General features: G+C 67.2%; 17 protein-coding genes and 1 riboswitch. Of the genes, 12 read left to right on the plus strand and 5 right to left on the minus strand.

The window, feature by feature from the left end; genetic code table 11:
- Positions 1–64 precede the first annotated feature (64 nt).
- Positions 65–259, minus strand: coding sequence for a DUF1674 domain-containing protein (locus tag QX041_RS31720; protein WP_316167822.1), 195 nt, complete (start codon positions 257–259; stop codon positions 65–67).
- A gap of 255 nt (positions 260–514) precedes the next feature.
- On the opposite strand from QX041_RS31720, the gene QX041_RS31725 reads away from it, so the two are divergent.
- From QX041_RS31725 to purH, 3 genes are all read left to right on the plus strand, one after another.
- The gene (locus QX041_RS31725; RefSeq protein ID WP_315750591.1) at positions 515–1867 is read left to right on the plus strand and encodes an RsmB/NOP family class I SAM-dependent RNA methyltransferase; all 1353 of its coding nucleotides are present in this window, start codon (positions 515–517) and stop codon (positions 1865–1867) included.
- Between the two features lie 242 nt (positions 1868–2109).
- The gene (locus QX041_RS31730; protein ID WP_315750590.1) at positions 2110–3825 is read left to right on the plus strand and encodes a heparinase II/III family protein; all 1716 of its coding nucleotides are present in this window, start codon (positions 2110–2112) and stop codon (positions 3823–3825) included.
- Positions 3826–3998: 173 nt separating this feature from the next.
- Positions 3999–4079: riboswitch (ZMP/ZTP riboswitch) on the plus strand.
- A 23-nt stretch (positions 4080–4102) separates the two neighbouring features.
- The gene (gene purH / locus QX041_RS31735) at positions 4103–5695 is read left to right on the plus strand and encodes a bifunctional phosphoribosylaminoimidazolecarboxamide formyltransferase/IMP cyclohydrolase (RefSeq protein ID WP_315825747.1); all 1593 of its coding nucleotides are present in this window, start codon (positions 4103–4105) and stop codon (positions 5693–5695) included.
- A gap of 130 nt (positions 5696–5825) precedes the next feature.
- Here the strand turns inward: purH and QX041_RS31740 are convergent, their stop codons facing one another.
- A complete protein-coding gene (locus tag QX041_RS31740) occupies positions 5826–7235 on the minus strand; it encodes an MFS transporter (protein WP_316167797.1) in 1410 nt (469 codons plus the stop codon).
- Between the two features lie 124 nt (positions 7236–7359).
- Between QX041_RS31740 and ggt the strand changes: the two genes are divergently transcribed.
- Both ggt and QX041_RS31750 read left to right on the plus strand, forming a co-directional pair.
- Entirely contained in the window at positions 7360–9111 is a 1752-nt protein-coding gene (gene ggt, locus QX041_RS31745; RefSeq protein WP_410051906.1) for a gamma-glutamyltransferase, read from the plus strand.
- 167 nt (positions 9112–9278) lie between these two features.
- A complete protein-coding gene (locus tag QX041_RS31750) occupies positions 9279–10685 on the plus strand; it encodes a serine hydrolase (protein WP_315750587.1) in 1407 nt (468 codons plus the stop codon).
- A 3-nt stretch (positions 10686–10688) separates the two neighbouring features.
- Here QX041_RS31750 and QX041_RS31755 read toward each other — a convergent pair whose 3' ends face one another.
- Positions 10689–11354: a glutathione S-transferase gene (locus tag QX041_RS31755; protein WP_315715866.1), complete on the minus strand. Its 666-nt coding sequence runs from the start codon at positions 11352–11354 to the stop codon at positions 10689–10691.
- Between the two features lie 162 nt (positions 11355–11516).
- On the opposite strand from QX041_RS31755, the gene QX041_RS31760 reads away from it, so the two are divergent.
- The 5 genes from QX041_RS31760 to panE all read left to right on the plus strand — a co-directional run bounded on the left by QX041_RS31760 (position 11517) and on the right by panE (position 16137).
- Positions 11517–12089: a DUF2239 family protein gene (locus QX041_RS31760; RefSeq protein WP_315825745.1), complete on the plus strand. Its 573-nt coding sequence runs from the start codon at positions 11517–11519 to the stop codon at positions 12087–12089.
- A 151-nt stretch (positions 12090–12240) separates the two neighbouring features.
- A complete protein-coding gene (locus QX041_RS31765) occupies positions 12241–13554 on the plus strand; it encodes an MATE family efflux transporter (RefSeq protein ID WP_315825827.1) in 1314 nt (437 codons plus the stop codon).
- 104 nt (positions 13555–13658) lie between these two features.
- Positions 13659–14267: a 2-hydroxychromene-2-carboxylate isomerase gene (locus tag QX041_RS31770; RefSeq protein WP_315715864.1), complete on the plus strand. Its 609-nt coding sequence runs from the start codon at positions 13659–13661 to the stop codon at positions 14265–14267.
- 103 nt (positions 14268–14370) lie between these two features.
- Complete coding sequence (locus QX041_RS31775; protein ID WP_315750583.1) at positions 14371–15108, plus strand: SDR family NAD(P)-dependent oxidoreductase; 738 nt, start codon at positions 14371–14373, stop codon at positions 15106–15108.
- Positions 15109–15213: 105 nt separating this feature from the next.
- Positions 15214–16137, plus strand: coding sequence for a 2-dehydropantoate 2-reductase (panE, locus tag QX041_RS31780; protein WP_316167799.1), 924 nt, complete (start codon positions 15214–15216; stop codon positions 16135–16137).
- 206 nt (positions 16138–16343) lie between these two features.
- Here panE and QX041_RS31785 read toward each other — a convergent pair whose 3' ends face one another.
- Both QX041_RS31785 and QX041_RS31790 read right to left on the minus strand, forming a co-directional pair.
- Positions 16344–16925, minus strand: a complete 582-nt coding sequence (locus QX041_RS31785; RefSeq protein WP_315825744.1) for a c-type cytochrome — start codon at positions 16923–16925, stop codon at positions 16344–16346.
- A gap of 172 nt (positions 16926–17097) precedes the next feature.
- Entirely contained in the window at positions 17098–18375 is a 1278-nt protein-coding gene (locus QX041_RS31790; RefSeq protein WP_316167800.1) for a PQQ-dependent sugar dehydrogenase, read from the minus strand.
- A gap of 384 nt (positions 18376–18759) precedes the next feature.
- Between QX041_RS31790 and QX041_RS31795 the strand changes: the two genes are divergently transcribed.
- Entirely contained in the window at positions 18760–20103 is a 1344-nt protein-coding gene (locus tag QX041_RS31795; protein ID WP_315825743.1) for an amidase, read from the plus strand.
- 99 nt (positions 20104–20202) lie between these two features.
- The gene (pncB, locus tag QX041_RS31800) at positions 20203–21507 is read left to right on the plus strand and encodes a nicotinate phosphoribosyltransferase (RefSeq protein ID WP_316167801.1); all 1305 of its coding nucleotides are present in this window, start codon (positions 20203–20205) and stop codon (positions 21505–21507) included.
- Positions 21508–21556 lie beyond the last annotated feature (49 nt).

The raw sequence follows: 21556 nt of genomic DNA on the forward strand, positions 1-21556 counted from the left end.
GTGCGGAGAACGCGGGACCGGCAACCCCGGCGCCGAACAACGCAAGCCGCGCGCCGAGATCCCGTCAGAAGTCCGAGATGAGTCCCTTTCTCTCCCAGTCGCCGTACCGGGTCGGCTCCGGCCCTTTCGGCCCCTGCAACTCCGTCGGCATCGGCTTCGTCTGTTGTGCTGCCAGTCGGCGGCGTTCCTCAGCCTCGGCCAGCGCGCGCTGCGCGGCCGGCGTCAGCGGCTTGCGCGGCGACTCATTGCTGGCGACCACGGCCAAAGCGGCCTTGCCCTTCGGCTCACTCCTGGGCTCATTCTCGGGCTCGTTGCTCATCGTACCATTCCACCATTGAACCGGTTCGTTCCCGACCTCATCAGATCGTGTGCCCACCCATGAAAAAACAGGGCTAATAAAAGCAGAGCCGATTCTTACATTTGGCATATTCCGGTGACAGAGGACCCGCAAGCTGATGGCATGCACCCGATGGTCGCGGAACTGCCTTTCTTCTTTCGCGAGTAATTCCCAGGCATGCCTCCGCCGCGTTTTGCGACCCCTTCCGAAGTCCCAGGCCTGGCGGCACGGCGCATCGCCGCCGACGTGGTCGACGGCGTGCTGCACAAGCATCGCACCCTCGACGATCAGCTCGACGGGACCGGCGCACATCCCGGACTGAAGCATCTGGCCGACCGCGACCGCGCGCTGATGCGGCGGCTGGTCGCCACCACCTTGCGGCGGCTTGGAACGCTCGGTCACGTGCTGTCGCGGCTGCTGGATCGCGGCGTGCCGACCGACGCGCCGCGGGCGCAGAGCGCGCTGCTGATCGGCGCCGCCCAGATCCTCTGGATGGACGTTCCTGACCACGCCGCCGTCGACCTCTCCGTCCGCCTGGTGCAGGCCGACCGCCGCGCAGCGAAATATGCCGGGCTCGTCAACGCGGTGCTGCGGCGCTGCGCGCGCGAGGGCGCAACCCTGCTCGACGATGCCACCGGTCAGCCGCTCGACATCGCGCCCTGGCTGCTCAAGCGCTGGATCGATCATTATGGCGAAGCGACCGCCAGGGACATCGCCGCGGCGCTCGGCCAGGAGCCGTCGCTCGACCTCACGGTGAAGTCGGACCCGGCGCAATGGGCGTCGCGGCTGCATGGTGAGGTGCTGTCGACCGGCACCGTGCGCACCGTGCTGCATGGTTCGGTGACGGTGCTGCCGGGCTTCGCCGAGGGACAATGGTGGGTGCAGGACGCCGCCGCCGCCTTGCCTGCGCGCCTGCTCGGCGACATCAGCGGCAAGGCCGTCGCCGACCTCTGCGCGGCGCCAGGCGGCAAGACGGCTCAGCTCGCCCATGCCGGCGCCCGCGTCACCGCGGTCGACCGGTCGCCGGCCCGGATGAACCGGCTGAAGGACAACATGACCCGGCTGCAGCTGACCGCCGAGACGGTCGTGGCCGACGCCGCCGAATGGCAGCCCGCCGACAGCGGCGGCTTCGACGGCCTGCTGCTCGATGCGCCCTGCACCTCGACCGGCACGATTCGGCGTCATCCCGACGTCGGCTGGTTGCGCAGCGAGGCCGACATCGCCGCGTTGTCGGGCTTGCAGGCGCGGCTGTTGACCAGGGCGGGCAGCCTGATCAAGCCGGGCGGAACCCTGGTCTACTGCACCTGTTCGCTGGAGCCCGAGGAGGGCGAGCAGGTGGTCGAGCGCGTGCTGGCCGAAACCACCGAGCTGCGCCGCGTCCCCGTCACCGCCGGCGAGGTGGCAGGACTGGCCGAGCTGGTCACCCCGGCCGGCGACCTGCGCACGCTGCCCTGCCATTTGCCGCACCAGGACCCCCGGCTTGGCGGTCTCGATGGTTTTTATGCGGCGAGACTGGAGCGGCGGCCGTGAGCGTGTCATCGTGCGCCGTGCGCCGGCCCTGCGTCGGTCGGGCTTTAAGGGCGTCGGCGTTGCGTTAGTCCGTTAAATCCTGATTTTGCACCAGATTCTGGTCCCGCGATGGTGCTGCACCGGGGCCAAAAATGGTGTATCGGCGGCAGTTGCGATCTATGAAGGATGCGCAACCGAATCCCCCTCTGAATCCAAGGCTTGGCGTGTCCGCCGCTCAACGCAGACGCATATCGACGCTGGTGATGGGCCGCTTTGCGCGCAGCCTGATGTCCAACGTCAGCGGTGTATCGGTATCCGTGTCCGGGTTGTGGCCCGGTCGCGCCGACCGACTCATCATTGCGCCGCATGACCTGCGCACGTCGGACGCGACGCGGGCGGCCGAGATCTACGCCGGCCGCTTCGTCTTCGCCGGCAAGATCGTGACCTGCCATGGCCGCTCGATCTTCGACCTGGAGCCGCCGTCCGAGGACTGGGAGGTGGCCCTGCTCGGCTTCGGCTGGCTGCGACATCTGCGCGCAGCCGACACCGCGCTGACCCGCGCCAATGCCCGTGCTCTGGTCGACGACTGGATCACCAACCAGATCGGCCGCCATCCGCTGAGCCGGCGCGCCGACGTGCTGGCGCGGCGGGTGATCTCGCTGCTGTCGCAGGCGCCGCTGGTGCTGGCCGATTCCGACGGCAAGTTCTACCGCCGCTATCTGCGCGGGCTGACCCGCGAGATCCGCTATCTGCGCTATTCGACGATCGACATCCCGGATGGCGCGCCGCGGCTGCAGGTGCTGATCGCACTGTGTTACGCCGCGCTGTGCCTCGCCAACCAGGCCAAGCACATCCGCAGCGCGACCCGGAAACTCTCCGACGAATTGCAGCGGCAGATCCTGCCCGATGGCGGCCACGTCTCGCGCAACCCGGGCGCGCTGATCGAATTGCTGATCGACCTGCTGCCGCTGCGGCAGACGTTTGCGGCCCGCAACATCGCCCCGCCGCCGGCGCTGCTCAACGCCATCGACCGCATGATGCCGATGCTGCGCTTCTTCCGCCACGGCGACGGCAACATGGCGCTGTTCAATGGCATGGGCGGCACCCCGTCCGACCTGCTGGCGACCCTGCTCGCCTACGACGACACCCACGGCACGCCGATGGCGAGCATGCCGCATTCCGGTTTCCAGCGGCTCGACGCCGGACCGATGACGGTGATCGTCGATACCGGTCCGCCGCCGCCACCGCATCTGAGCCATGAGGCCCATGCCGGCTGCCTCGCCTTCGAGATGTCCTCCGGACCGTGCCGCATCGTGATCAATTGCGGCATGCCGTCGACCGGCCGCGATAATTGGCGTGCCTTCGCGCGCAGCACGGTGGCGCATTCGACGCTGACCTACCACAACACCTCGTCCTGCACCTTCGTCGAGATGTCGGCGATGAAGCGCCTGCTGCACGGCGCGCCGATCGTATCGGGTCCGACGCGGGTCGAGAACTTCCGCGAGATCGTGCCCGACGGCACCGTGCTGTCGACCTCGCACAACGGCTACGCGGCGAAATTCGGCCTGATCCATCGCCGCGTGCTGGTGGCGGCGGAGGACGGCTCGCGGCTCGACGGCGAGGACACCGTGACGCCGGCGCAGGGCGCGCGGCTCCGCGGCGGCGGATCGGACTACGCGCTGCGCTTCCACCTGCACCCGGCCGTCAAGGCCAGCCGGCTCAGCGACGGCCGCGGCGCCATGCTGGTGCTGCCCAATCGCGAGGTCTGGACGTTCGAGACGTTCGACGATCGCGTCGACCTCGAGGACAGCGTGTTTCTCGCCGGCAATGACGGTCCGCGCCGCACCACCCAACTGGTGATCCGGCAGGACGCGCAGCAGGCCCCGTCGATCCGCTGGAGCTTCGTCCGCTCGTCGGCGTCCCCGACCGAGACCAACGGGCGCCGCAACGGGCGGAGAGAGCCTGAGCTGCCGCTGTAACACCGGGCCGGTCGCTTCTCAGATCATCTCACATCACCGTCCGTCGAGACGTCCGCCTTCGGCGGGCCCTCGGAACGCGGCCGACGTTCGGGCGGCTCATCGTGAGACGTGCGGCCAAGGTGATCGTTCGATCGCCCACCCGTTGTCGCGGGCGGCAAAAGCTGATATGAGGCCCGCTCTCGCGCGACTGGCGACTTTGGATGGAGCACCATCGGGGAGCGCGGGATTTGACGCCGTGCGCCTGGGCATTTTGAACTCCTGCACAAGGACTCTGCCCATGACCAATCAGCTTCGTCGCGTTCACCGTGCCCTGCTTTCCGTATCCGACAAGACCGGCCTGGTCGACTTCGCCCGCTCGCTCGCCGCGCGCGGCATCGAGCTGGTCTCGACCGGCGGCACCGCCAAGGCGATTGCCGATGCCGGCCTCAAGGTGAAGGACGTCTCCGACCTCACCGGCTTTCCCGAGATGATGGACGGCCGCGTCAAGACGCTGCATCCGAAGGTGCATGGCGGACTGCTCGCGATCCGCGGCAATGATGAGCATGCCGAGGCGATGAAGACCCACGGCATCGCGCCGATCGATCTGCTCGTCGTCAATCTCTACCCGTTTGAGGCCACGGTCGAACGCGGCGCCCCGTTCAACGACTGCATCGAGAACATCGACATCGGCGGCCCGGCGATGATCCGCGCGGCGTCGAAGAACCACGAGGACGTCGCCGTCGTCGTCGACGTCAACGACTATCACGCCGTGCTGGACGACCTGGCGCGGCATGAGGGTTCGACCACGCTGCTGCTGCGCCGCCGGCTTGCCGCCAAGGCCTATGCGCGCACCGCCGCCTATGATGCCGCGATCTCCAACTGGTTCGCCGCCACCATCCAGAACGACGCGCCCGATTACCGCGCCTTCGGTGGCAAGCTGATCCAGTCGCTGCGCTATGGCGAGAACCCGCACCAGCACGCCGCGTTCTACGCGCTGCCCGGCCGCCGTCCCGGCGTCGCCACCGCGCGCCAGCTGCAAGGCAAGGAGCTGTCCTACAACAACATCAACGACACCGACGCGGCCTATGAGTGCATCGCCGAGTTCGACCCGGCGCGCACCGCCGCCTGTGTCATCGTCAAGCACGCCAATCCCTGCGGTGTCGCCGAAGGGCCCGATCTCGTCACCGCCTACCAGAAGGCGCTGGCCTGTGACTCGACCTCGGCGTTCGGCGGGATCATCGCGATGAACCGCAAGCTCGATGCCGCCACGGCGCACGCGATCACCGGCATCTTCACCGAGGTGATCATCGCGCCCGACGCGACCGAGGAGGCGATCGCGGTGATCGCAGCGCGCAAGAAGCTGCGGCTGCTGCTCGCCGGCGCCCTGCCCGATCCGCGCGAAGCCGGCCTCACCGCCAAGACCGTGGCCGGCGGCCTGCTGGTGCAGAGCCGCGACAATGCTGTCGTCGATGACATGGAGCTGAAGGTGGTGACCAAGCGCGCCCCCACCGAAGCCGAGCTGCGCGACCTGCGCTTCGCCTTCCGCGTCGCCAAGCATGTCAAGTCGAACACCATCGTCTACGCCAAGGAGTCGGCGACAGTCGGCATCGGCGCGGGACAGATGAGCCGGGTCGATTCGGCGCGCATCGCCGCGCGCAAGGCGCTGGATGCGGCCAGCGCGCTCAAGCTCGCCGAGCCGCTGACCAAGGGATCGGTGGTCGCCTCCGACGCGTTCTTTCCGTTCGCCGACGGCATGCTCGCCTGCATCGAGGCCGGCGCCACCGCGGTCATTCAGCCCGGCGGCTCCGTGAAGGACGACGAGGTCATCAAGGCGGCCGACGAGCACGGCATCGCCATGGTGCTGACCGGCGTGCGGCACTTCCGGCACTGATTGCGCCCACAATCTCCGCCGTCATTCCGGGATGCGCCGCAAGGCGCAGGCCCGGAATCCATAACCACGATCGTGAGTATGGATTCCGGGCTCGCCCTGCGGGCGCCCCGGAATGACGGCGGAGCAAGTTTCAGGCGCCCTGCCCCGCACGACCACCTGCATTCACCCGCGCCAGCAACACTAGCCCCACCGCAAAGAACAGCACCAGCACGGCCATGCCCGCCTTCTGGCTCGCGGTGGCCGCGGTGATGATGCCGATCAGCAGCGGGCCGATGAACGACGTCACCTTGCCGGTGAGCGCGAACAGACCGAAATACTGCGCCACGCGCTCCTTCGGCACCATGCGGATCAGCAGCGAGCGCGAGGCCGCCTGCAGCGGCGCGCCGCAGGCGCCGATGACGCAGCCGAGCAAGAGATAGGCGCGCTCCGGCAGCGAGGCGAACAGCGGGCCGCCCGGCACGGCCGGCGTAACCGAAATGAACAGAACCGAATCACGGCTCACCATGAGAATCGCGATGATCGCGAGCAGCAGCAGCGTCATGCTGCCGGCGATCACGCGCTTCGGCCCGAGAAAGTCATCCAGCTTGCCGCCGAGCCAGCCGCCAAACGCGCCGGCGGCGGCGAGGATGATGCCGAAGGTGCCGATCTGGATCGTGTTCCAGCCGAACGTGCCGGCGGCATAGATGCCGCCGAAAGCGAACAGCGACACCAGCCCATCGGTGTAGATCATGTTGGCGAGGAGAAAGAGCGCGACGTCGCGCTGCTGCGGCAGGCTGCGCAGCGTCTGCTTCAGTTGACCAAGCCCCTCGCCCACGGCCGCGCCCAGCCGGTGCCGCGCCGGAAAGTCCGGTGTGAACAGGAACATCGGCAATACGAACACGATGAACCAGAGCCCGGTGAGCGGACCGGAGATGCGGTCGCCTTCATGGCTCACGGGATCGAGCCCGAACAGCGGCTTGAATCCAAACAGCGTGCGGCCGCTGTCGGGATTGGCGGCGAGAAAGCCGAGCACGATGACGAGCGAGAGGATGCCGCCGACATAGCCGGTGGCCCATCCGGTGCCGGACAGCCGGCCGATGCGTTCCGGCGGCACCAGGGTCGGCATCATCGCGTTGTTGAACACGGTGGCGAACTCGACACCGATGGTGGCGATCACATAGGCCGCGAGCAGCGGCGGGATCAGCTCGGGCGCGCCGGGACGCCCGATCCACATCAGCGAGGCGCCGATCACCAGCATCGCGCCGAACGCCGCGATCCACGGCTTGCGGCGCCCGGTGGCATCGGCGATGGCGCCGAACACCGGTGACAGCAGCGCGATGACGATGCCGGCCGCGGCGGTCGCAAAGCCCCACAGCGCCTGGCCGCTCGCCGCGTCCGGCGCGACATGCGCCGCGAAATAGGGCGCGAAGACGAAGGTCGTGATCAGCGTGAAGTAGGGCTGCGCCGCCCAATCGAAGAAGATCCAGCTGACGACGGCCGCGCGCCCGGGATAGATTCGGCCGTCGGCAGGACCAGAGGTCTCGATCGTGATGACGGCCATTCGAAAATCCTCTGCAATCACCGCGTCGCATCTCGCGACGATCACGGCGTTGCGTTTTACGCCGGCGACGCGGCCCTATAACATCTGACGATCCCAGGCGGATGTCAGCAACGGCAGAATTGCGATGACCACGTTCACGATTGATCGACGACGGCTCCTTGCGGGTTTCATGCTGTTGCTGGCCGGCTGCCTGCCCGCGCGGGCGCTGGATTCGCAAACCTTCGATATCCCGCAGCCCCCCGGTATCACCGCGCCGGCGCAGCCGCCCGCACATGGCATGGTGGTGGCGCAGGAGCGGATCGCGGCCGAAGTCGGCCAGCGCATCCTTGCGCTGGGCGGCAACGCGGTCGATGCCGCCGTTGCCACCGGCTTTGCGATGGCCGTCACCTATCCCGTTGCCGGCAACATCGGCGGCGGCGGCTTCATGGTCATCCACATCGCCAGGACCAACGAGGACGTGGCGATCGACTATCGCGAGACCGGTCCCGCCGCGATCACGCGCGACATCTTCCTCGGCGCCGATGGCAAGCCCGACAACGTCAAGTCGCGCGATTCGGCGCTGTCGATCGGCGTCCCCGGATCGGTGGCAGGTCTCGCGCTGGCGCTGGAGAAATACGGCTCGGGCAAGTTCACGCTGGCGCAGGTGCTGCATCCGGCGATCGTGCTGGCGCGCGACGGCATCCCCGTCGCCGACGACGTTGCCGTCACCCTGCCGATGATGGCGCCGCGGCTGGCAAAATGGAAATCATCGGCCGCGATCTTCATCCGTCCCGATGGCACGGTGCTGAGGGAAGGAGACCGGCTGATCCAGCGCGATCTGGCGGCGACGCTCACCGCCATTGCCGAGCAGGGCCCGCGCGGATTTTATGAAGGGCCGGTCGCCGACCAGCTCGCCAAGGCGATCCAGGATGCCGGCGGCGTCATGACAGCGGACGATCTCAAGGCCTACCGGCCGGTGCTGCGCACGCCGGTGCGCGGCACCTATCGCGGCTATGACATCGTGTCGATGCCGCTGCCGTCCTCGGGCGGCACCGTGCTGGTCGAGATGCTGAACATCCTCGAGGGCTTTCCGCTCGCTGAGCTGAAGCAGGGCTCGCCCGCCTCGCTGCATCTGCTGATCGAGGCGATGAAGCGCGCCTATGCCGACCGCGCGCGCTATCTCGGCGACCCCGCCTTCGTCGACGCGCCGGTGCGCGCGATGCTGTCGAAGGACTATGCCGCGCGCCAGCGCGCCGGGATCGATCCCGCGCACGCCACCAGCGCCGGCGACGTGCTCAACACCACGCCGCTGCGGGAGGGCAGCAACACCACGCATTTTTCGGTCGTCGACAATGACGGAAATGCCGTCAGCAACACCTACACGCTGAACTTCCCCTATGGCGTCGGCCTCGTCGCCGAGGGCACCGGCGTGCTGCTCAACAACGAGCTCGACGATTTCACCGCCGCGCCCGGCGCCTCGAATGCCTTCGGCCTGGTCGGCTTCGAGGCCAATCTGCCAGGCCCCGGCAAGCGGCCGCTGTCGTCGATGTCGCCGACCATCGTGCTGAAGGACGGCAAGCCCGTGCTCGTCACCGGCTCGCCGGGCGGCAGCCGCATCATCTCGACCGTGCTGCAGGTGGTCGTCAACGTGCTCGACTATCGGATGGACGTCCGCCAGGCCGTCACCGCGCCTCGCCTGCATCACCAATGGATGCCCGACGAGGTCCGAATCGAGAAGGGTTTTGCCGAGGACGTGCTCGCCGGTCTGCGCGCCCGAGGTCACAAGCTCGAGGAGCCGATGGGACGGACCTCGGCCAACTCCATCCTGGTGACGTCGGATGGATTCGTCGGCGCGCCGGATCCGCGCAGCAAGGGCGCCACCGCAGCCGGGCGCTGAGGCGCCGGTTCCCAGGCGATGCCGGACATCGCGGCCCCGGATGACGATTTGCCGCCGCCCGGCGGGGCCCTGCACCCGCTTCCCTCCGTTGGCGTGGTGACCGAGGCGCGTTAGAAGCATACCAGGGCGCAGCGAGGCTCGCCCGCGAGACGGTGTCGGACGTTCTGGTGCATTTGCGAAGATTCGTGGTCGGTCTGCTGGTGTTTGCGGCCCTGCTGGTGGCGGGGTGGCTCACCTATCGGCCTGACCGGGCGCTGCGCGTCGCGACCAGCGCGGTCGCCGAGATGATCTGCGCCAAGACCTACGTCTCCGGCTTCGATCCGCAAACGGTGTTTGCGGAGACCATGGAACGGCCCGGTCTGCGCCGGCTGCGGGCCGTGATGCGCTACCGGGTGGAGCCGGACATGCGCATGGTGGAGGCGTCGCTGCTCGGCCTGCACGCCACCCGGGCCACGTATCATGACGGTCTCGGTTGCGTGACGCTCCAGGGCCAGAAGCCGCCTTACGTGCCTCACACCGACGTCGCTGCGCTGCGTGCCGCGGCGCCCGCTCCCGCGTTGCCCGACTTGGCGGAAGGCGCTGCAGTGGAGCCCAGCGATCCCGCGCTGAAGGCGGCGCTCGATCACGCCTTCGAGGAGCCGGCCAACCCGCCGTTCCGCCGCACCAAGGCGGTCGTCGTCGTCAAGGACGGTCGCCTGATCGCGGAGCGCTATGCGCCGAACATCGGCGTCGATACGCCGCTCCTGGGCTTCTCGATGACCAAGACGGTCACCAATGCGCTGCTGGGCATCCTCGCCCGGCAGGGCAGACTGAGCCCGTCGGTCCCGGCGCCGGTCGCGGAATGGCGCGAAGCCGGAGATCCGCGCCACGACATCACCATCGAGCAGCTGATGCGCATGACATCAGGCCTGGCGCTGGACGAGACCAATTCCGGCTTCGACCCGTCGAGCCAGATGGACATCCACCGCGACATGGCGGCGTTCGCGGTGCATGCGCCGCTGATCGCGCCGCCCGGCCAGCGCTGGGCCTATTCGAGCGCGAGCACCCAGATCCTGGCACGCATCATCCGCGATGCCGCCGGCGGTCCCGAGCAGGCGATCGAACTCGCGTGGCGCGAGCTGTTCCATCCGCTCGGCATGCGCAGCGCGACGCTGCAGTTCGACGGCACCGGCACGCTGCAAGGTTACGGCAACATGCTGGCGAGCGCGCGCGACTGGGCGAAGCTGGGGCTGCTCTATCTCGGTGACGGCGTCGCCGGGGACAAGCGCATCCTGCCCGAGGGCTGGGTGGCGATGTCGGCGACCGCAACGCTGGACACCGACTATGGCGCGGGACTGTGGACGAACCGCAGCCAGCATTTTCACGCGCTGGGACGGGCGCGCGCCGGCATCCCGGCGGACGCGTTCTTCGCCTTCGGCCTGCTCGGCCAGCGGCTCGTGATCATGCCGAGCCAGCGCATGGTCGTGGTCCGGCTCGGCGATTCCGTGGATCCGGACGGGGACATCAAAGGCGTCGCCCGGCTGGTGCGCGAGGTGATTGCGGCGACCGCGGCGCCGGCGACGGCCGCCAAATAGCGCTCAGCGGCCGACCTCGTAGGGCCCGCCTTTCTCCAGCGCGATCTTGTAGGCCGGCCGTGCCTCGATGCGGGCGAGGAAATCCATCGCCCGCGGATGGCCCTGCTCCAGGCCGCCGCGCGATGCCGCCGCCTGCAGCGGGAAGCTCATCTGGATGTCGGCCGCGGTGAACGAATCGCCCGCAAACCACTCGCTCTTCTGCAGCTCGCTTTCCCAGAACGCCATGTGCTGCTTCAATTGCGGATTGACCAGCGTGCTCAAGGCCTGGTTCGACACCTTGCGCACGATCGGGCGCAGCAGCGCCGGCGCGCGCTTCGGCATGATGTTGAACAGCAGCTTCAGCAGCAGCAGCGGCATCGCCGAGCCCTCGGCGTAGTGCAGCCAGTACGAATAGCGCAGCCGCTCCGGCGTCTTCGGCGGCGGGATCAGCCGTCCCTCGCCATAGGTCTCGATCAGATATTCGACGATCGCGCCGGACTCCGCGACCGTGTTGCCGTCGTCGGTGATCACGGGCGACTTGCCGAGCGGATGGATGGCGCGCAGCTCCTTGGGCGCGCGCATGTCCGGCTGGCGCTCGTAGCGAATGATCTCGTAGGGCACGCCGAGCTCCTCGAGCAGCCAGAGCACGCGTTGCGAGCGGGAATTGTTGAGGTGGTGAACGGTCAGCATGGGGTTCCCAGGGACGGATCGGGTGGCGGGCGCCGTTCCGTAGCAGGACAGGAGGGGTTCGGCGAGGCGTCCTCGGCAGTGGAGGCGGCCACAATAATTATCCGGGTAATATTGACTTTAATTTCACCCGGGTCTTATTAGGCGCATCACAGGGACCAAGCCATGGACACTTTCACCGCGTTTGCCGGCCAGACCCGGGTCGCCGCCGGGCCGCTGCCCAAGGTGGCGCTGGTGCTGAAACACGCCGCGCCGAACACCGAGCCGATCGTGATCTTCAGCGACCGCACCGGGCAGCCGATCGACCTCGATCTGCGCGGCAGCGACCGGGAGATCCTGGCGCGCCTGCCGGTCGACGCCGGCGCGGTCGCAGACCAGCCGACGAGCGGGCCGCGCGGCCGCGGCCGGCCGAAGCTCGGGGTCGTGGCCCGCGAGGTCACCTTGCTGCCGCAGCACTGGGACTGGCTGAACGCGCAGCCGGGCGGCGCCTCGGTGGCATTGCGCAAGCTGGTCCACGACGCCCGCCGCGTCAGCGGCGACACCGACCGCGCCCGCGAGGCGCGCGACGCGGCCTATCACTTCATGTCGGGGATCGGTAGCAACCTGCCGCAATTCGAGGAGGCCTCCCGGGCGCTGTTCGCCGGCGATCTCGGCCGCTTCGCCGCGCTGATCGCGGACTGGCCGGCCGACATCCGCGACCATGCGGTGGCGCTCGCAAATCGCCACAGGGCCGATTGAGATCGGCTGATTTCAACAGCCAGCGGGAGCGGCCGTTCGCGGCCGCTCTCATTCCAATTCCTCGCAACGCGACCGTGCTCCGAATGAAGAGCGGTCGACGGAGAACCATGCCGTGTCGCCGCCAACCGCCTCGCTGCGCAAGCCGTTCCTGATGTTCGTCGTTCCGATGATGCTAAGCAACACGCTGCAATCGCTGTTCGGCACCATCAACAATGTCTATCTCGGCCAGATGATCGGCGTCGATGCGCTCGCCGCGGTCTCGGTGTTCTTCCCGGCGATGTTCTTCTTCGTCTCCTTCGTCATGGGCCTCGGCTCGGGCGCCGGCGTTCTGATCGGACAGGCCTGGGGCGCCGGCGAGCCCGCCAAGGTGAAGCAGGTCGCCGGCACGACGCTGACCATTGCGCTGCTGCTCGGCGGCCTGATCGCGGTGCTCGGCGGCCTGTTCAGCCGCGAATTGCTGACCGCGCTCGCCACTCCCGCCAACATCCTCGATGCCGCCGCGGGCTATGCCCGCATCATGACGATCACGATGCCGCTGACCTTCGCCTACATCCTGCTGTCGTCGCAGATGCGCGGCGTCGGCGACACCGTGACGCCGCTGGCCTCGCTCGCCGCATCGACCACGCTCGGGCTGGTGCTCACCCCGGTCTTCATCCGCGGCTGGCTCGGCGCGCCCGTGCTCGGCGTCGCCAGCGCCGCCTGGGCGTCGGCGATCTCGACCCTGACCACGCTGGCTTGGCTCCACGTCCATCTGCGCCGGCGCAAGCATCCGCTGGCGATCGATGCGGCCTTCCTGCAGGGCATGCTGCCTGATCCGAAGCTGCTGCGGGCGGTGCTGCGGCTCGGCATCCCCGCCGCGATCGGCATGATCGTGATGTCCTTGGCCGAGATGGTGCTGATCGGCCTCGTCAACGGCTTCGGCTCGGACGCGACGGCGGCCTATGGCGCGGTCAACCAGGTGCTGGGCTATGTGCAGTTTCCGGCGCTGTCGATCGCGATCTCGGTCTCGATCTTCGGCGCCCAGGCGATCGGCCGCGGCCAGGCCGAGCAGATCGGCGACATCGTGCGGACGGGCATCGAGATGAACGTGGTGCTGACCGGCGGCCTGGTCGCGATCGGCTATCTGTTCTCACGGGTGCTGATGGGTTTCTTCATCACCGACCCTGCCGTCATCGAGGTGGCGCAGCATTCGCTGCATATCGTGCTGTGGAGCTCCGTGCTGTTCGGCATGTCCATCACGTTCTCGTCGGCGATGCGCGCCTCCGGGACGGTGTGGATGCCGCTGGCGATCTCGGCGTTTGCGATCGCCGCGATCGAGGTGCCCGCCGCTACCTGGCTCAGCCGCAGCATCGGGCTCGACGGCGTCTGGCTCGCCTATCCCATCACGTTCGCCGCGATGATGCTGCTGCAGATGAGCTATTATCTCCTGGTATGGCGCAAGCGGACGGTGCGCCGGATGATCTGACGCACCACCGGCGTCTTCCGGCCGCTGGAATATGATGACCGTCATAAAACCCTGGACGGGGCTGCTGCGCTGGACCACAATGCGAAAAACCGAGGAGACCGCCCATGAGCCGTCCAGCGCCAGAATTCATGTTCGACTTCGGCAGTCCCAACGCCTATCTGAGCCACGAGGCGATCCCGGCGATCGTGAAGCGGATCGGCGTCCAGTTCTACTATGTCCCGGTGCTGCTCGGCGGCATCTTCAAGGCGACCAACAACAAGTCGCCCGCCGAGTCGCTCGCCGGCATCAAGAACAAGCGTGAGTTCCACGAGGTCGAGACGCAGCGCTTCCTCAAGCGCTACCACGTGCAGCCCTGGGTCTGGAATCCGTACTTCCCGGTGAATACGCTGAACTTGATGCGCGCGGCCATCGCCGCCCAGCTCGAGGGCGTGTTCGAGGCCTATGTCGACGCGGCGTTCCACCACATGTGGCGCGAGCCGAAGAAGATGGACGATCCCGAGATCGCGATCGCCGCGATCACATCGTCCGGGCTCGACGGGGCCAGGCTGTTCGCCCGCGCCCAGGAGCCCGAGGTCAAGGCGAAGCTCGTGGAGAACACCCAGCGCGCCGTCGAGCGCGGCGCATTCGGTTCGCCGACCTTTTTCGTCGGCAACGAGATGTTCTTCGGCAAGGAACAGCTGCGCGACGTCGAGGACTACATCCTAGGCAGGTAATCGCCGTCATCGCGAGCGAAGCGATCCAGAGCCACGACGAAGGACTGGATGGCTTCGTCGCTTCGCTCCTCGCAATGACGCCTCGGGAGAACGGAGACCAAGCATGCAGCAGCGCAACGCCACCGTCGCGGTCGTCGGGGCCGGCGACTACATCGGCGCCGAGATCGTCAAGAAGTTCGCGTCCGAAGGCTTCACGGTGTTCGCCGGCCGCCGCAATGGCGACAAGCTCGCGCCGCTGGTCGCGGAGGTCGAGAGCGCCGGCGGGCGGATCGTGGCGCGCTCGCTCGATGCCCGCAAGGAGGACGAGACCACCGCCTTCCTCAACGACGCCGACAAGCATGCGCCGCTGGAGGTCGTGATCTTCAATGTCGGCGCCAACGTCAATTTCCCGATCCTGGAGACCACCGACCGCGTGTTCCGCAAGGTCTGGGAGATGGCGTGCTGGGCCGGCTTCGTCACCGGCCGCGAGGCCGCCCGGCTGATGCTGCCGCGCGGCGGCGGCAAGATCTTCTTCACCGGCGCGACCGCGTCGCTGCGCGGCGGCGCCGGCTTCGCGGCCTTCGCCTCCGCCAAGTTCGGCCTGCGCGCGGTGGCGCAGGCGATGGCGCGCGAACTGATGCCACAGAACATTCACGTCGCCCACCTGATCATCGATTCCGGCGTCGACACCGCCTGGGTGCGCGAGCGCCGCGCCCAGCTCTGGGGCGAGGAGGCGCTGGACAATCCGGACCTGCTGATGCCGCCGTCCTCGGTTGCCGGCGCCTATTGGCAGCTCTACCAGCAGCCGAAGAGCGCCTGGACCTTCGAAATGGAGATCCGGCCGTTTGGCGAGAAGTGGTAGGGGCGATAGGGAGTGGCGAGTAGCGAATGGTGGCCATCCCTATTCGCCACTCGTCATTCGCCACGCGCTTCGTCATGATGCAGCCTTGCTAACGGAGAGACCCCCATGCGTATCCTCGTCGTCGGTGCCGGCGCCATCGGCGGCTATTTCGGCGGCCGGCTGCTGCAGTCCGGAGCCGATGTCACCTTCCTGGTCCGCCCGCGGCGCGCGGCTGAGCTCGCCAGTGCCGGCCTCGTGATCCGCAGTCCGACCGGTGACGTCACCTTGCCCAATCCGCGGACGGTGCAGGCGGATGGTTTGAAGCAGCACTTCGACGTCGTCCTGCTGAGCTGCAAGGCCTTCGATCTCGACGACGCGATCGGCTCGTTTGCACCGGCGGTGGGACCTGACACCGCGATCATTCCGATGCTCAACGGCATGAAGCACCTCGACGTGCTCGACGCCAGGTTCGGGCGCGCGCGCGTGCTCGGCGGGCTCTGCGCCATCGCCGCGACATTGAACGAACAGTGCGAGGTGGTGCAGCTGCAGCCGATGCAGTCGCTGAGCTTCGGCGAGCGCGACGGCGGATCGTCGGAGCGCGTCCGCGCGATCTTCGAGATCTTCCAGCGCGGCAATTTCAATGCGTCGGCCAGCGAGAACATCATGCAGGACATGTGGGAGAAGTGGGTGTTCCTGTCCTCGCTCGCCGCGTCGACCACCTTGATGCGCGGGCCGGTCGGCGTGATCCTGACCGCGCCGGGCGGCAAGGATTTCCTGCTCGGCATGCTCGACGAATGCAGCGCCACCGCTGCGGCCGCCGGCTACCCTCCGGCTGGCGCCTTCTTCCAGCGTGTCTCCGGCATGCTCACGGCGGAGGGATCACCGATGACCGCCTCGATGTTTCGCGATCTCCGCGCCGGCCTGCCGGTCGAGGCCGATCACGTCATCGGCGATCTCGTCGCCCGCGCCGATGCCGCCAAGGTCCCGGTGCCACGGCTGCGCATCGCCTATACCCAGCTCAAGGTCTATGAGGCACAGCGGGACAAGTAGCTCTTGGTGTCGCCTCGGTGTTCGCCGAACCGTTGGTCAGGCACGACGGCGCCACAGACTCCGATGTCGTCCCGGCCTCGCGCCGGGACCCTTAGCCACCGCCCGTAGTGAAGCAGGTCACTCTCACCGACGTCCCTCGATAGCCTCCGCGGTATGGGTCCCGGCGCGAGGCCGGGACGACAATTGTGATCTGGGCGGCGTCCCAGCTACAGATGCGCCAGATAATGCGCGAGCGCCGTGATCTCCTCGTCGCTCAGCGGATAGGCAACATCCGTCATCGCCGCCTGGCTGCCGCCGACGCGCTGGCCGCTCTTATAGTCGTGCAGCGCCTTGACGAGATATTCCTCGCGCTGGCCGGCGAGCCGCGCCACGCCCTTGGTGCCGGCATAGCTGTCGAGATGGCACGAGGCGCAGCGGCGGCCGGCGGCGGCTTGCGCGCCTTTGGCCGACAGATCCGGATCATTGTCGGGCGGCGCCTTGGCCGGCTGCAGCGAGGCGAAATAGGCGCCGAGATTGCGGATATCCTCGTTGGTGAGCTGATCGACGATCGGCTTCATCGCCTCGTTCTTGCGTGTGCCGGCGCGGAAGAACACGAGCTGCCACTGGATGAACTGATCCTGCTGGCCGGCGAGCGAGGGAATGTTCTCGGTCTGCGAGATGCCGTTATCGCCGTGACAGCCGACGCAGAGCTGTGCCTTGGTCTTGCCCGCCTCGAGATCGGCGGCGTCGGCCGGACGCGCCGCAAGCACGAGCATGAGCGCCAGCGCGGCCGCTGCTGCCTGGCACATTCTGGAGGTCCCTGGAGTCATCGCGGGGGTTCTCGCTCCCATCATTGCTATGGCGCGCGGACCGGCCTTCGGTCGATGAGCGGTACCTCGCCCCCGGTCAACGCGCGACTGTCAAAATAGTTGGAGCTGCGGCCGCCGTAAGGCAGCGCGCAGCCCCGCTTTCACGACGAGCTCATTTCTTCTCGTAGCTGATGCGATAGATCGCGCCGGCCCAGTCGTCCGCCACCAGGATCGAGCCATCCTTGGCGAGGATGATGTCGTCGGGACGGCCGAGATAGCCCTGGTCGCCTTCGAGCCAGCCGGAAGCGAACACCTCCTGCTTGGCGTCCTTGCCGTCGGGACCGACGATGACGCGCATGATCCGCGCACCCTGGTACTTGTGCCGGTTCCAGGAGCCGTGCTCGGCGATCAGGATGTTGTTCTTGTACTCCGCCGGGAACTGGTCACCGGTGTAGAACTTCATGCCGAGCGGCGCCACGTGCGCACCGAGGTTCAGCACCGGCGGCGTGAACTCCGAGCACTTGTGACCCATCGCGAATTTCGGATCCGGCATGTCACCCTGATGGCAATAGGGATAGCCGAAATGCTCGCCGATCTTCGAGATCATGTTGAGCTTGTCGCTCGGCAGTTCATCGCTGACCCAGTCGCGCGCGTTCTCGGTGAACCAGTAGCGGCCGGTGCGTGGATCGACGTCGCCGCCGACGCTGTTGCGCACGCCGAGCGCCCAGATCTCGGCATTGCCGGTGCGCGGATCGACGCGGCGGATCTGCGACACCGATGTCGGCGGAATGCCGATGTTGAAGGGCGGTCCGAACGGAATATAGAACCAGCCCTCCTTGTCGACCGCGATGTATTTCCAGCCATGCGCCGCATAGGACGGCATGTCGTCATAGACGACCTGGCCCTGGCCGAGATTGTCGAGATTGGCCTCGGCATTCTCGTATTTGATCAGCTTGTCGACGGCGATGACGTAGAGATTGCCGTCCTGGAAGGCGAGGCCGGTCGGCATGTTCAAGCCCTTGAGGACCGTCTTGACCTCGCGCTTGCCGCCCTTGTCGCTGATCGCATAGACGTTGCCGAGTCCGAACGAGCCGACGAACAGCGTGCCCTTGTCACCCCACGCCATCTGCCGCGCGGCGAGCACGCCCGACGCCCAGACCTCCATCTTGAAGCCGTCCGGCAGCTTCACTTGCTTGACGATCTTCGCAAGCTCGGCATCGGAGGCGCCGGTCGGCGGGCCCGATGGCGGCGCCAGCCCCTTCTGCGCCTCGGTCTCGTCACCGAGGAACCAGTCGTCCGGCGGATGCGTCCAGAACTCCTTGGTGCCTGATTCGTATTTCTTCAGGCCCTTGCCCTGATCGGATTGCTGCTGCGCGCCGGCGATGCTGGTGCCGGCGAGAAGACTGATTGTTGCAAGCGCAAGAATGCTTCGGTGAAAAGCCGATGTCATCGCTTCACTCCCATGAGGCAGCTCGTGTGGCTGCGTCTACTATTCGGAACGTATCTGAAGACGTCCTTTGGCCGACCACACCAGTGGTCCTGCTCGAAAATGGTAGCACATCCTGAGCGGGTGAGAAGCGGATTGCTGCCAGGTTCGCGCGAGGCTCAAGAGATGCCGTTCCACTCATCTCATACTGGATGCGCATGCCCATGCTCACGCCTGCGCCGCATCGGCGATTGTCCGCCACGCGGCACGGGCCTGCCGCCATGCGCTGTATTCATATGCTCCGATCGGCCGGACGATTGGCGTGCGCTTGAACACCCGATAGGATCGGAACAACCGGCTGCGACCGTTCACCGCGCGGCAATGAGATCAAGTCGACAGGATCGATGAATGTCCGAGCGTATCCCTGTGTCCACGCCAAAGGCCGGTGCCGGCGTTCTCGAGCTGCTGCGACGGTTTGCAGCCGATCCGACAGCGGCCACCGCCTATGGTGAAGATTGTTTGAAGAAGACGCAGGCAATCGAGCCGCGGCTGAAAGCATTCGAATATCTGCCGCGGGATGTCGCTCCAAAGACCGGCCCGCTCGGTGGAATTCCCGTCGCCATCAAGGACATCATCGCCACCTCGGACATGCCGACCACCAACGGCTCGCAGATCTACCGCGATCACGTGCCGGATGCGGACGCCTGGGTGGTCGAGCGACTGCGCAATCTCGGCGCAACCATCTTCGGCAAGACGGTCTCCACCGAATTCGCCTGGCGTCATCCAGGTCCGACCGTCAATCCATGGAACCCCGAGCACACGCCGGGCGGCTCATCGTCCGGATCGGCCGCGGCGGTTGCGGCCGGCCTGGTCCCGCTCGCGCTGGGCACGCAGACACTCGGCTCGGTGATCCGACCGGCGGCCTTCAACGGCGTCGTCGGCTTCAAGCCGAGCTTCGGCGCGATTCCACGCGTCGGCGTGCATCCCCTCAGCCCGTCGCTCGACCATGTCGGCTTCTTCGCCCGCCGCGTCGACGACGTGGCCTTGGCCCTCTCTCTGCTGGCCGGCACCAGCGCCGATGATCGCCACGGCCGGCCGCTGCCGGGCTTCACCGTCGACATCGACCACGGCCTCACGCCGCTCCGCACGCCACGGCTTGCGGTGGTGCGCTTCGCCAAATGGGAGCGCGCCGAGGCCGAGCAGAAGGCGGTGTTCGAATCGGTCGTCGACAAGCTGCGCAGCGCCGGCGCGACGATCGACGAGATCGAACTGAGAGAGCTCGACGCGGTGAACTGGGATGCGATCACCACGATCATGCTCAGCGAGGCGACCACGATCTTCTCCGATCTGATCGCGCGCTATCCCGACCGGGTCAGCGAGGTCATGAAGGGCCACGTCGAGAGCGGGCGAAGCAAGACGGCCATGGAATATCTCGCTGCGAAGGCGGCCCAAGCCCTCAGGCAGAAGGCGCTCGCCGCTGAGCTCGACGGCTTCGACGCAGTGCTCACCTTGCCAGCCTTCGGCGAAGCGCCGCGCGGCCTGGATTGGACCGGAGACGCCGAATATTGCGCCCCTTGGACCTTCGTCGGAGCGCCGGCCATCTCCCTGCCGGCCGGGTTCGGCAACAACGGCCTGCCACTGGGCGTGCAGATCGCCGGCCCCTATCGCAACGACCTCCACGTGCTCCGCGTCGCGAAATGGGCCGAAGCGGTGCTGGCGTTCGATCCCGGCGTGCCGCTCCTGGCGCGCTAATCGCCGCCACGACCCCCGAGCAAGGATGCCGCCGCGCCACGAGGGCCTCCTCCGACAAGCCCAGTGGCGGGTTTGCGGCCAGCGCTGTAAAACGATCACATGACAATCACAGACATCGCGAGCAGAACCTATAATCACGGTTGGCGCCTCGATCCGATCGTGCGCAGCCTGCTCGACACCGATTTTTACAAGCTGTTGATGCTGCAGATGATTCGGGAGTTCTACCCGACTCAGCAGGTGACCTTCTCGGTCATCAACCGGACCCGGCGGGTGCGGCTCGGCGACGTCATCGACGAGGGCGAATTGCGCGCCCAGCTCGACCACGCCCGCACCATCCGCTTCGCCAAGAAGGAGCTGATCTGGCTGGCCGGCAACACCTTCTACGGCAAGACCCACATGTTCTCGCCGGAGTTCATCGCCTGGCTCGCCACCTTCCGCCTGCCCGAATACGAGCTGCGCAAGTCCGACGGCCAGTACGAGCTGCATTTCCACGGGCCCTGGACCCACACCACGATGTGGGAAATCCCGGCGCTCGCGATCGTCAACGAGCTGCGCTCGCGCCAGGCCATGAAGGGCCAGGGCCGGTTCGCGCTCGACGTGCTGTTCGCCCGCGCCAAGGCCAAGCTGTGGGCCAAGGTGGAGCGGCTGCGCAAGCTCGAGGGGCTGCGGCTGTCGGATTTCGGCACCCGCCGCCGCCACGGCTTCCTGTGGCAGCGCTGGTGCGTCGAGGCCGTCAAGGAAGGTCTCGGCCCGTCGTTCACCGGCACCTCCAACGTGCTGCTGGCGATGGACAACGATCTCGAAGCCATCGGCACCAACGCGCATGAGCTGCCGATGGTCGCCGCCGCGCTTGCCAAGGACGATGACGAGCTGCGCTTCGCGCCCTATCGCATTCTCGACCAGTGGCGGCAGACCTACGCAGGCAACCTGCTGATCGCGCTGCCCGACGCATTCGGCACCAAGGCCTTCCTGCGCGACGCACCCGACTGGGTCGCCGACTGGACCGGCTTCCGTCCCGACAGCGCGCCTCCGATCCAGGCCGGCGAGGAGATCATCGCCTGGTGGAAATCGAAGGGGCGTGATCCCAAGCAGAAGCTGCTCGTGTTCTCCGACGCGATGGACGTCGAATCGATCGAGCAGATCCATCATCGGTTCTCCGACCAGGTGCGGCTGTCGTTCGGCTGGGGCACCAACCTGACCAACGATTTCGTCGGCTGCTCGCCGGACGGCTCGGTCGACCTCGATCCGATCTCGCTGGTCTGCAAGGTGACGTCGGCCGACGGGCACCCCGCCGTGAAGCTGTCCGACAACCCGGAGAAGGCGACCGGCGATCCCGCCGAGATCGCCCGTTATCTCCGCGTGTTCGGCGATGCCGGCCGGGTGCGCACGCCGGTGGTCGTCTAGGTCGCCGACAGCCCACGGCAATTTCTCTTTTTCCTGCCACGATTCTTGT

Source organism: Bradyrhizobium sp. SZCCHNRI2009, from assembly GCF_032485115.1.
Classification (GTDB): Bacteria; Pseudomonadota; Alphaproteobacteria; order Rhizobiales; family Xanthobacteraceae; genus Bradyrhizobium.